The sequence below is a fragment of the Paenibacillus faecis genome, assembly GCF_008084145.1.
GTDB lineage: Bacteria > Bacillota > Bacilli > Paenibacillales > Paenibacillaceae > Fontibacillus > Fontibacillus faecis.
This window is the reverse complement of sequence record NZ_VSDO01000004.1, coordinates 161,283-173,976: the sequence shown is the minus strand read 5'-3', so window position 1 is coordinate 173,976 and position 12,694 is coordinate 161,283. Positions and strand designations below refer to the sequence as shown.

General features: G+C 44.5%; 10 protein-coding genes. 1 reads left to right on the top strand and 9 read right to left on the bottom strand.

Going from position 1 to position 12,694, the window contains the following annotated elements; genetic code table 11:
- Positions 1 to 147 precede the first annotated feature (147 nt).
- Complete coding sequence (locus tag FRY98_RS18845) at positions 148 to 1,374, bottom strand: RtcB family protein (protein WP_148454847.1); 1,227 nt, start codon at positions 1,372 to 1,374, stop codon at positions 148 to 150.
- Positions 1,375 to 1,604: 230 nt separating this feature from the next.
- Complete coding sequence (locus FRY98_RS18840) at positions 1,605 to 3,185, bottom strand: limonene hydroxylase (protein ID WP_148454846.1); 1,581 nt, start codon at positions 3,183 to 3,185, stop codon at positions 1,605 to 1,607.
- An 886-nt stretch (positions 3,186 to 4,071) separates the two neighbouring features.
- Between FRY98_RS18840 and FRY98_RS18835 the strand changes: the two genes are divergently transcribed.
- Entirely contained in the window at positions 4,072 to 5,268 is a 1,197-nt protein-coding gene (locus FRY98_RS18835; RefSeq protein ID WP_148454844.1) for an acyltransferase family protein, read from the top strand.
- A 1,149-nt stretch (positions 5,269 to 6,417) separates the two neighbouring features.
- Here the strand turns inward: FRY98_RS18835 and FRY98_RS18830 are convergent.
- The 7 genes from FRY98_RS18830 to FRY98_RS29325 all read right to left on the bottom strand — a co-directional run bounded on the left by FRY98_RS18830 (position 6,418) and on the right by FRY98_RS29325 (position 12,609).
- Entirely contained in the window at positions 6,418 to 6,753 is a 336-nt protein-coding gene (locus FRY98_RS18830) for a DUF3969 family protein (protein WP_148454841.1), read from the bottom strand.
- Positions 6,754 to 6,793: 40 nt separating this feature from the next.
- Positions 6,794 to 7,177 (bottom strand): hypothetical protein, encoded by a 384-nt coding sequence (locus FRY98_RS18825; protein ID WP_148454839.1) that lies wholly within the window; start codon positions 7,175 to 7,177, stop codon positions 6,794 to 6,796.
- 371 nt (positions 7,178 to 7,548) lie between these two features.
- Positions 7,549 to 8,058 carry a hypothetical protein gene (locus FRY98_RS18820; protein WP_148454837.1) on the bottom strand — a complete coding sequence of 170 codons (510 nt, stop codon included), beginning with the start codon at positions 8,056 to 8,058 and terminating at the stop codon, positions 7,549 to 7,551.
- 188 nt (positions 8,059 to 8,246) lie between these two features.
- Positions 8,247 to 8,471 (bottom strand): hypothetical protein, encoded by a 225-nt coding sequence (locus tag FRY98_RS18815; protein ID WP_148454835.1) that lies wholly within the window; start codon positions 8,469 to 8,471, stop codon positions 8,247 to 8,249.
- A gap of 1,635 nt (positions 8,472 to 10,106) precedes the next feature.
- On the bottom strand, positions 10,107 to 10,613 hold the full coding sequence (locus FRY98_RS18810) for a hypothetical protein (RefSeq protein WP_148454833.1): 507 nt from the start codon (positions 10,611 to 10,613) through the stop codon (positions 10,107 to 10,109).
- 855 nt (positions 10,614 to 11,468) lie between these two features.
- Positions 11,469 to 11,819 (bottom strand): hypothetical protein, encoded by a 351-nt coding sequence (locus tag FRY98_RS18805; RefSeq protein WP_148454830.1) that lies wholly within the window; start codon positions 11,817 to 11,819, stop codon positions 11,469 to 11,471.
- A 25-nt stretch (positions 11,820 to 11,844) separates the two neighbouring features.
- A complete protein-coding gene (locus FRY98_RS29325; protein ID WP_338114617.1) occupies positions 11,845 to 12,609 on the bottom strand; it encodes a polymorphic toxin-type HINT domain-containing protein in 765 nt (254 codons plus the stop codon).
- Between the last annotated feature and the right edge of the window lie 85 nt (positions 12,610 to 12,694).

Here is a 12,694-nt window from a genome sequence, read left to right as displayed (position 1 = left end):
CCTCCTTTAATCGATTTCACAACATCCTATGACTAAAGCGGAAAAGCGAACAAGGCGGATACCCAGTAAATCGCAATAAAATCGGGCGGACCCAAAAAAGACCACACCCTCATGAGGATGTGGTCTTCTAGGCTGAGGCAAAACCCCTCAATCCTTATACGGATCAAACTCATCCGCTCCGGCCATGCAAACGCCGATCGGTTTCAGCACGTGCATCACCTCGATCGTTTCCGCATGCGCGTCCAGCACTTCCTGGAGCTTGCGGTACACAAAAGGGCTCTCGTCCGTGCCCGCGCCGCGCAGCTCCACGCCGAAATCCCGGACGGCCGCCAGCATTTGCTCGGTGCTGATTTGGCCGCCGCTGCGGGTGCGCGTCTTCCAGTTCATTTTGCCGGCCGCCTGGGTCCGGCTCATGATTCGTCCCGCTCCGTGCACGGTGCTGTAGTAGGCGTCCCGGTTCTCCAGGCTGTCCTTCCCCTTCACGATCACGGAGATATCCCCCATACTGCCGCCGATGAAGCCCATTTGGCCGGGTGCGGACGGGGTCGCTCCTTTACGGACGACGACGACTTCTTTTCCGTGATGCGTCTCTTTCCAGGCATAGTTATGATGGTTATGCACTTCCAGGTCCGCTTCCGCTCCCAGGATGGCCAACACTTGCCCGATCACATAGTCCCTTCCCGCGTAAGCGTACCGTCCGGCCAGCTTCATCGCCCGATAATACATATCGCCGACTTCACTGCTCAAATCCAGCAGCACCGGCGGCTGATCCATTTTCTCGCCCGGCGCGCTGGCGAGGAACTCTCTCCCGGCGGCCAGGTTGATGAAGCCGCTTGCCGTTTTATGTCCGAACCCCCGGCTCCCGAAATGATTGGCGATCCACAAGCGTCCGGTCCCCTTTTCCTCCAGCAAGTCCACAAAGTGGTTGCCGCTGCCGACCGTGCCGAGCTGGCTTTGCGCCAACCCCTTCAGCTTGTCGTGCTCCTGCTTGCCAATCGCCTTGTACACCGCCCAATCGGGGTCATCAAAAAGCGGATGGTCCACCCTCTCCTGATTCACACGCCCCATCCCGAAGGAAATTTTCCGGGCGATTTCATCCATCAGTTTCGACAATGTCGGCTGGATGTCTTTGGCGAACAAATTCGTTCGCACCGCCTTATTTCCGCACGCAATATCATAGCCAACGCCGGAAGGGGAGATTTGCCCGTCATAGACCACCACCCCGCCGATCGGCTGACTGTACCCTTTATGATGGTCCGCCATCAGCAACGTTTGAACCACGTGGCCGGTTGCCGCGCACGTTTTCGCTTGAGCCAGCGCCCCGGCGTCCGGATTTCCCCAGACCCGCACACCGTCGATCTCTAAATAAGCCATTCGCTCTTTCAACTCCTACAATAATGTGAAAATAATACGAGTGCATTCCCCGATTCTATATAAGTTGAACTATTGATTTACCCGTAAGGCAGCCGTGTGAAATGTTCTTCCGATCGCTGTTGCTCCCGGTTTTCCTAATTAAATTTATAAGGTAGAAATCCGGTCACAAAGGCGAACGCTCCGCTTCTCCAGAATCATTTCACACTCTTGCCTATTGGTAATTCTTAAGTTCAACTTATATAGATCCCTTTGGCCTCCCGCAGCTGATGCAGACTTTCCTTGACCGAGTCGTCAGGTTCCGTCTGTGACAAGTGAATCACGGCCTTCACCAGCCGCTCTCCCCAGGAAGCCACGCTCCAACCCTCCAGCGCCCGAAGCGCCATGTTCCGGTTTCGGACCACGGGGCTGTTCAGTCCGGTAAGAATCAATTCTCCGCCGAGTCCCTCATACTGGTCCAAACGCTGCAAAATATGATCCAGACAGCTGTGGGCCGCATATTTCTCGCCCAGCCCCATCTCGTCGGCCGGCCCCGTGGCGATTTGCTCGAGGGGGAGGTGTTGGACCGCGAACTCGACCAGCTTCCGAATCCGCTCCGGATTATCCGATTTCATCAGTTGATAGAAATGATAGTCCTGCAGCGGATTGGCGGCAAGCTGCTCATAAAAAATATCCCAAACCTCGATACCCAGCTTCTCCGCGCAAGCGGCCCCATAATAACGTTCCGACGTGCCGCCAGAACGGACGGCATCGATCACAAGGCTCGCCCACTTGCTGTCGTCCGCAATGGATTGAGCCGCCTCCTGAAGGTCCGCCCGCAGCCGATCGGTCCATCCCGCCGACATCCGCGCCGCCCACTTGTCCTCCGCGTCCGCCAACGCCAAAAAGTCGCAAATCCCGAGCATAACGGACAAATGCCGCACGGTGGTACTCATTTCCCGGGCCAGTCTGACATAGTCGGACAGCACCTGCGGCGCATGCTCATAATCATCGATGTCCTCCGCCGGCCCGCCGCTCAGCAACGCTTCGATGATGTCGGTCGCCCCGTCGAACAAGGCGGCATCGACCCGATCGGCCGCGAGCGCCTCGTGCAGTCCGCCGTTCCGGGCGCAGATACAGGCCAAATACTCGTTCATGACGCTGTTTTGGCAGCCCTGGCGCAGCAGCCAGTCCCGGATTTCCTCGCTTGCCGGCTCCAACCGCTCCACCAGGTGGATTTTTCCCCAGCCATGAACCTGCTTAGCCAGCTCAAAAAGCACCTCGTTGCTGTCCTCCATCCCATTTTGGATCGCCACCGCGGCATATAGCGTAAACTCATCGTGTCTCCCCAACGTCAGGAGCAAATCCTTCACATCTTCGTTCTGAAAAAGACCCAGCAAAGCGATGCCGAATTTAACGGCGTTCCGATGCGCCCCATGCTCCGCCAGCCAGACCGCCTCATCAAATACGGCACCCGGCCGGATCCCGGGCATCTGGCGCACCTCCGCCAAAATATCGTCGATCATACCGCGGATATCCGTCTCCACCAGCTCCGCATACAGCAGCTTACGGGTGGCGTTTTTCGGCTTTCGGGAATGCTTCGCCAGCCGCCGGGCCAGTTCCTGCGCCTTCTCCTTCTTTTCACTCGGCATGGCATGATGCCCCAAAGCTCCATCCAGGCCCCCCGCGACCCATCTGAATTTACTGCCTGCCCAAAACTCCTCATCATCCGGCAGAGAACCGTCTACGGCCTCCCCCTGATTACGAATGTACGTGTAGATGGAAGTCTTGCCCTCCCACAGAGGACGAACCGCTTTATCCAAGAAAATCACCATGTTTGCATCACCTTTTTTTCTAACCTGATTTAGCATGGACCGAAAGCCCAGCCCATAAGTCCGTGTTTCTCACAGATCCTATCATCGCTCAATCCGGTCGGAAGGAACATGGTGAAAGTATTACGAAGGGGATCTTCATTATGCCGATAATAGGCTCGCAAAATGGTATACTTGGATGAAACTGCTTTTATAGGAGGGATTACCACGATCTATTGGTTGTTTCCGGGGCTGAATCCCCTTTTACCATCATTCCTAATCTGTCCTATTCTGGCCATCTTGATCGGAGCATGTTCTGCGCGCTTCCGTGGAGTAATCTATTTGGGGTTAATTATCGCTTTGTTGTTGCCTCTTATTTTCATAGCTACTGACTTTCAGACCCTTAAAGTGAATGTGGATGCTTGGGTGATCTATGGTATTGTCTACGCCCTGATTACATTTGGGGGTTACAGACTGGCACTTTTCAAAAGCTAGGGAAATCAAGCTATATAGGTTGAACTAATTGTAGATATAAAGTCCCACCGCCGGAGTCTACAAATTAATTAACGGGAAAATTTCCTGTTAATATCCCGCCTTTGGCTTTTGGATCAAATTTAGCTGGAAAAACTCCATCTATTTCGCGGCCCTATGCCGATATACACAATTTCCAGGCAAATTAACGGGAGATTTTCCAGCTAATTCGCCTCTGCAGCCGCATTCGTACCAAATTAACGGGAAGAATTCCCTTTAATTCAAACCAAACATTTAATTGCATATCATCACGCTGGTCAGTAAATACAATTTTGTCGATTGTTCTCGAAATATGCTAGCATGTAGACTGGGGTTATTACGTTATTCGTCAGCCGCCAAGCGGCAGTGCCCTACTGGCATAAGAGAGGTGGACCATCTTTTGAAACAAAAAGTCATTTATTTGGAAGGAATCCGGGGAGCGGCCGCGTTTATCGTGGTGCTTTCCCACTTCTTCCAAGTCTTCTTGCCTTCCGTTTTTGAAGGTAACGCGGATATCGTGCATTTCGCTTTTGAAGCACCGGCTGCCAAAACGCCGATCAACCTGCTGTTTAATGGAAATTTTTCGGTGACATTGTTCTTTATCTTAAGCGGGTATGTGCTAAGTTATCGTTTTTTTCGGGACAAGGAGAACTCGATTATCTATTCCAGTGCTGCACGAAGGTACCTTCGGTTAGCGATTCCGGCATTTGTTTCCGTTATATTTGCCTTTGCTCTGATGCGTTTCGGGTTCGGTTATTTCAACAGTATCAAACCAATCACGCAGTCTTCCATGCGCGATCCTTTTGCCGCCGACCCTAACATTTGGGCCATGCTCAAAGAAGGGCTTTTCCATACGTTCTTCACATACGGGAGTCAATATAATCCGGTCCTTTGGACGATGACGTACGAGTTATTCGGGTCGTTTCTGATTTTCGGCTTCCTGCTCCTGATGGGTAAGCACTGGATTCGTTATATCGCCTATCCGATTTTGATTTACTTCTTCCTGGACTCTTATTATCTGGGGTTCGTCCTAGGCTTACTGCTTAGCGATCTGCATAATAGCGGCCGCAATTGGCTCGAGCTGATCAACCGTCCTTGGGTCAATCTGCTGCTGGTCGTCGCGGGCATTTACGTAGGATCCTATCCTTACGTCGCTCCTGACGATACGGTTTATTCCATCCTGGTCTGGAACGCGTCGGGATTCTCGTTTTTTGTATTCTATCATGTCGTCGGATCGTTCTTCATCCTGCTGGCCGCGCTCAATTCAAAATGGATGCAGGCCCTGTTCAGCAGCAAACCATTTGCCTATTTGGGCAAAATATCATTCTCGATGTATCTCGTACACTTTACTATCATTTGTTCTTTTGGAAGTTATCTGTTCATGCGATTATCCAGCAGCTTGTCCTACGGAGCCGATCTGGCTATTGTGATGTCAGTGACGCTGATCGTCATCTTCGGTGTAAGCCACCTCATGTATCGCTATATAGATGACACCACGGTTAAGCTTCTAGGTAGATGGAGCAGTCGTTTGTTCAAGCGGAAACCGCGGAGGAGGCCGATGGAGGAAGGGAACGAATTTCGTAACTTGGCACAGTGAAGTGAAGGTAGCTTAGATACGTTGCCGCTGGATAAAAAAAGAGACCTTGAAGAATCGTTCTTCAAGGTCTCTTTTGCATAGATCACTTGTCTTTTGAATACAAGCTTCCAGAAGGTTATTGAACTAAAGCTCAAACGACCTGCTTGTGATCCGAACATCAGGATTTAACTGTTTTAACTGCAAACCATAATCCTTCTTCATCCCTGAGATATGCAAGGATTCCAGCTTCGGAAAGTACTCCTTCAATTGGACCAAACCCACCTGCACATGGCAAAAAATAAAATCGATGTGCTTGACGGAGGTTAACTCTCCGATTTCGGTCAGATTCAGCTCTTGGGTGCAGCTATTGATAATTAATACTTCAACTCCGGTAAAAGTCTTAAGCGTTCGTAAATCTAGCTTTTTGCTGCCGTCCGAGAAAGGCCTTGAGGCTGGCCTGAATCATTCGTCAACGTTTGAAAAATGCCTTGAGGAATAGCAACCTCACGGAAAGTGAATTATTCTTCATCCCAATACGGTGACTCGTAGGGTTCAACATACAAACCGATGTTAGCAATATCTTTAATAACCTTTGTACAATCCCTAGAACCACCAAGGTACATATAATAATCGTACCCAAAATGAAGATAAAAATCAGAAGAATATTTGAACTTACACCAAATGTTCTCCCTTAGTATTAACCGAATAAGATGCTCAATGTTAGGTGACTTCACAATATCACCTTCTCGAATAGTTACATATACGTTTTCCATCTCGGCAGTATAATAATCCGAAAATCGTCCCGTTTCTAGGCAATCCTCCCACTTGTCAAATGATTCAATCTCTAGGTACGGAATATGATTATACTCCATAATTTTTTTTATAGCGCAAACGTACAGATTCTCAACACGAAGATACTCCTCAATAGTGAATAACTCCCCCTGGTAAACTCTCCCAACATCCGATATTGAAGTCCAATCATCGCCACAATAGATTCCGATATTATTTCGGTTATTAGGGTCATATTTTGTTACTCGATAAGCAAAGTCTATATCTATCAGTCCCCCAATCCACTGAGTACACCTTCAGTTTCTTTTGCTGCGTATTCACTCTATCTGGCCTTTTTTTAACTACGTGAAATCCCAAGACAAAGCCAAAAGGTCTATTTAATCAATCGTCGAATTTGTTGAGCCAATACTTCGGGGATATACTGGACAAACCTTTAAGTAAATCTAATGTTTCTCTCTTTTTCAGTTTTAGTGCATCTTGTAGCTTTTCGGGAGCTAGATCTCGGATGTCCTCCAACATACATAATTCTTCAAACAATTCAATTATTTCCCTGTTGGCATTATTTAGAAGTTGTGCTACATAAGGACGGTATAGATACGCATATGCATCCTCAAACGTTAATGCCCCTTCAAGCAAGGAATCAAGCATGCCAAGATTTAAAATACATAGAAACTTCTGAACTTCGTCCGAATGCTTCAATTCAATATGTAAACTCAATGTACCCCTCCTAAAAAGACCTTGAAGTCTTGGTCCCCTATTACGCCTTTCGATTTAGTAGCAATTTTTCAATGATTGAAGTTAAGGCATACGGTAAAGTGCCGCCCTTCCCTTTATATTTCTTTCCACTCTCATCTTGTGCTATCACTCTGTAACCATTGCCGTTATATGTAATCGAAAACACGAAGCCTTCAATTTCTAGCCAGTTCATTAAATCCGTGATGGTTGGTAACCGTGTCCCTTGTTTATAGACTTCCTGCGGAGCCAGTACAGTACTTTCATTCGTCAATTGGCCGCCTAAAGACCACTCATTTCCATTATAATCGTAAAAATCATATGGAGAAGGACCGCCACCTTGGCAGGGTTTAATAAAGCCTGCTTGATTTAATCTCGCCAAACATTGCATATCAATGTAAAGCAACATCTTTCCCTCCCCTTCCTATTATTCAATCAAGAAAACCACACTCAATCCCGTTTTAACACATACCAAATTACTCATCCGAAAACTCGCCGTCAATGCTATTACTCAATATCATAGTATAACTGTTGAATTTGCGTTTCGGAGCGAAGTAATTCAAGACAACTCTAAAAAAATGGATAAAGTCTATCATGGTTATTAATAATTATTTCTGTACATTCGTTAGTTAGAAATTAAGAAAGTGGCAACTGCTTTCAACTACTCCCATTTAATCACTTGCCGCCCAATTCATTCGGCACAGGCTAGGGGTAAAAAGAGGACCTTGAGGATTGACGCCCCCAAGGTCTTTTTGAATAAATGCATCAGCCTTAATAAAGTTATAAAGTTATTAACTCAGAATTCCTCTTATCCCAGCCCAAAACCTTAAGAGACTTATTAAAACCTTTTATTTTAGGCAAGACACATGATAAAAAATGTTCTTTTGAATTAGCCTCAATACACAATTCTTGTGAGTATTCATCTTCAAGAACATATAAAGTGTATGACGCATTTTCTAGAGACTGGCCTTTTTCCAAAACAATACACCTAAAAAGTGAATCAAGGCTCAATGCTTTGATAATTGATTCGCGGTCCAGGACCTGAAACCAAATTAAATTTACTGGTTTTAAATTGGAAGGCCTTGTCTGAAAAATCCACTTATCGCTTTTACAATAATGGTTTGATAATATAAACTCTTTTTTCTCTTCTGGTAAATAAGCCAGGATTTCCTCAATACAAGCAAAGTAGATGATATCATTATCATCCCTAAACGATAATAATATCTCTGATATCCATTTACCACCTACTTTGCTTATATCCTTAATATAAAAATAATCCTTATCATTCATTTCTATATTCTCCTATGGCTGAAAATAAATATGGTTCATTCATTAGTTCTGTAGTTCCTGGTTTATATTATTTAGCTGTACTGGTTTTCATCCAAATAGGATTCGAAGTTATAGCAGTCCCAAATGAAGAGCTGATAATTTTCATAATATACCATTTACCTCTTGCTCGAGCAGATTGGTAAAGGAAGTCAACGTTTCAAGAGAAATGTAAAATCTGAATCCCCTTCAAATCCATTTAATTCACCATTTGTCCTTGTTGCTTCAAACAACCAAATTGTTACTCCTACTTCATCCTCTTCGTTTGGGTCAAATAATTCTATTTCGTAATAAAATTCATAAGTAGAAATCTCTACTCTATTAAAGTTAGCCCCGGTGCTTTTTAAGCTAATTACCTGTTTAAACTTTTCTAACATATTCTTAATTTCAAATTAGTTCAGGGTTGGGTTGATACCGGAAATTACCGAATACGACTCCTCAAATGCTACTGCTTTGTAAATGATAGGTAGCCAATTTTCTACATCCGGTTTACCTTTATCAACCTTAAAGAAAGGAGTCTTTTAGGAAATCCAGCTCAAAACTGACATCGCCTCTTTTACTTCTTAATACTGCCATTCGCCACCTCACTGATATGGCAGACTACTAAATCCGCCTTGATTTTCTAACATCTTGGTTACAGCGTTCCAGTTCGGTAAAGTATTTTTACCACCCCACTTGTTCAGTGCTCGATTTCCTTGCCGTTGGTTAGTCTTTGCCCCTGCCACCGCTACTCTTTTGGCTTGGCGTAAGCCCTTGTCAGCGCTCCTAAAACGGCTTATATCTCCGACTTCCGCCATAATTGCGAAGCGGTTACGTCGAAGTCTAGCTTATGCATGATGTCTCGGATGTGATTCTCACATCGCTCGTTATTGCTGATCTTCCGAAGGAACAATATCAGGTCTTTTAGTGAAGCACAGATAACCCCCACTCCTCGTGAAAACCACGCCGCTGATATGCTGCTATTATCAGGATAGCGTGGCGATTCAAAGACAGCACGTTCCCATATGGACGCTCAACTCCAACAATAAGCCGCACGCTTCATTCGACACTGGGTTGGGATAAATAATAGACCTTGAGGATTTCCACCCCAAGGCCTTGTTTGTTGCTTATATTCTTTTACTTAATTGTGCAGCAGGATTCCAATTTACAGGAGGTTTCCTGCCTTCCGAAAACCAAATACAACCATTTTTTATCCAATCATCTCCCCACTTTCGATAGGAATCCATATTATTGCATAAACCATCATCATCAAAGCCGTATTGAAATCCGCAGCAAGGACATATTTCGTCAGATGGTACACCTCTATGGTCATAAGGTGCTTCATACAGATTCTGATAATTGCACACTAAACAAATATGCTTCATAAAATCCCCCATCAATTTCCTGGCTGCCTATTCCAATAAGCCTGCCCACCAGTCGGTTTATAGAATGTTTTCGTAGTCCCATTAGCGTTATATGAGCCGAATGTATTAGTTGCCGGTTCATACACTCTATTAGCACCATCCGTATCTGTTTTAACTTGATATCGACTTCTATTATTATAAAAGTCGTTAGCCTTCTGTGCATAATCATTTGCATCTGTCGCCCCAACACTTCTACCATGCCGATTATAATGGTCCTGTAATGTGCTGTTATTACCCCAGTTACAAGGCTGTTCCTTCGCCCAATCCGCATTTTCGGCACTGTTCTTATAGGCGCTCGGCCCGGTCAGCAGACCGTATAAGTAGCTGTACTGGTTTTCATCCATATAGGATTCGAAGTTGTAGCGATCCCAGAGAAGTCCTTGTAGAGCTGATCACCCCAGTACACTCAAATTATATAATGCCGAGATTTTTGCCATATTCCCTAACTCTGCAAATTTGCAGCTCTTGAACGAGATTGTATCTGCTGTGACTTTACTCCATGACGAGAAGTCGTTCTCTTTTGAGCGATAAATATTGATGGTCTTGAGATACTTGCATCCTGCAACGGCCACTACATCTTCGCTTTGCTCTACATAAAGACCAATATATTTAACTTTGGTTTGAGCGAGCTGGGATATATTCCTTTGCCGATTGCGATGGGTTTGAATTTGAATATACTCCCCCATTTAGAGACATAACACCACTTATTATTTCTTTGTCTTCACTCTGATACCTTGCTAAGAGCATTACCGTTTTTATTGGGGACTGCTCAATAAGATAAGAAATAATTCTTCTTACATCCTCTTCATCATCTTTTTTGATTATTAGAGGTGTCAACTGATACTTAACGTCTTCATCTTTTATCCAATACGGAAGTACCGTTTCATCTTGGACATGCTCAAAATGAGTTTCGCAAAATGAGGCATATACCACCCCATCATCCTCTTTAATAAGTGAATACCATATTCCAGAGGTTTGTGTCATGAATGGATAAATTGTATGGTATCTCCTTCCATCCTCATCATCAATTTCATTTAATACAGATATTGCTGAAGTGAACGGCAATCTAGTTTTCTCCCTTTGATTAACAACCAAAACATTAAAATCGTATGGCATATGATCTCCTCTCTCAATCAGCGTAATCTCCTATTTTCCAAGTGGTATCAAAGGACTTACCTTTATGAACTTTGGATATCGGGATTTTTGCCTAACTTCTGTAGTGCGCTCCCCAACATGTAATTTATTTATATGGACTGTCGGCATAAAAAAACTCCCCTTACACTAACAGTTTTTAATATCTCACCTGCCTACCGTATGGGGAGCATATTAGGGTTAGCCCCTTTTCATTTAGAACATCACTAAATTACTATCATAGATTTCCCCATCAAACGAGAACAACAAAGTATACTCCCCCAGTATTTTCCCCTTGTATTCAATCCATAGGTGGGAAACTAAATGATTATAGTCAAACTCCGGGAAATTCTTGAACTCAATTGTAATTTTATTTATATAATAGTCCAAATATCTTTGTTCATAATCCCCAAAATATGAGCGAAACTCATACTCCTGCTCAACCTCATAATTTTTAAAACTTACTAAGAAATGCTCCTTCGTTTTTTTTTCAACTTCCCATCTATCAATTACTTCCTTCAATTGCTCTATTTTAAAAATAGCTAAACAACTCCTTTTTTAATGTGACTTTTTACGAATTTTGTAAAGACCAAACTTACCTACAATTTTGATTTCATAATGCAATTCTCCTGCAGGGGTACTCTCATCTTTAGCAAGAGCTTTATCCCCTACTTTTCAAAATCTACTGCATAAGTAACAATAAGAACCCCGAAATATATCAAAATATACATACGGATATGATGAGGTTAAGCTCCTTCGGGTGGCGCCGCCCGATATTATTCGGTGGGGAATGGGAGTACAAAGAAAGACCTTGAGGATTGCCCCCAAGGTCTAACAAAGTTATATTGGATTGTCACACTTCCATTCGACATCCATCTTTGAGATGTCAGATAGATATTTTGACAATTCCTTTTCAAGATTCTCAAGCCCTAATATGTCTATAATATGAATTGAATTGATAAGTTCATCATCTGAGACATCCCAATCGTTCTCAAGATACTCATTAGATACTTCATATTTTCGAAGCCAATACTTCATTTTAGAAGTGTCTGACGTGTTTAGCTTCCCTCCTCCCTCGACTGCACTAACGACCACAAACGCTCGCCTCTCTTCAGAAGAAGAGGGTATTTCCAATGCTAAAGTGTTTCCTGCGATAAGATTATTAATTTGTTTAGTATCAAACTTTAACATGACCAGTGAATTCACTTCCCTCAGGCTATTTTTTAAAGAAGATTCTAATTACCTTTCCATTCTCATCATGAATCTGAAGATGAGGCATATCTCCATGCGCGTTTCCTGGACCATGCCCAGTAACTCTACCGTCTGAGCCGACTTCATCATCCCAATGATACGTATTTTTCTTTCCGTGAAAATCCTTCGCCTCTTTTGCAGACATTCCTGTTGTATTTTTATATCCTTTTCCCTGATAAAGTCTTAGGAACAGTTCTTCTGCCTCTGACCTGCTCCCCACAGTAACCTCTTTAGCCCCCTTAGCTAACTGGTTAGCGGCGTTTCCTACACCTTTTGACGACCAAGGAATACAATCCGTATTATGCACCCATATACCCAAGTCCGTTACATAATACGTATGGTAGTCCGCTACCGTAAAGTTATAAACCGTAACGGGGTCATCTAGCTTAACGAATTCAACCTTGTCAATCGTCAGGTTACTTCCATCAGCCTTTTGGAGTTTGTCGCCTATTTGAAGTTCATCGGCGAGGACCCATCCTTTGCCTTCCACCCAGAACGGATGGTTGTCGGTCGTCTCGATGATTTGTTCCCCAACATGTAATTTAATAATATCATCACGTTGGTTGCGGTATAAACCCGTTACTTCTTTGTAAGCCAATTCTCCTGCAGGGGTATTCTCATCCTTAGCAAGAACCTTATCCCCTACCTCGATCTCCTCGATCGGCTTCTCCCCTTCGTCCGTCAGAACTTTGGTGCCTCCGACAAAATAGTGACTCCTCGTTCTCCGCAACCACAACAAATTAAATAAACTGACGCCGGTAAGATTGCCGACGCCAGTTTGCAGCCTAAGTGTTTTTTTAAGTCTACTTAACTGA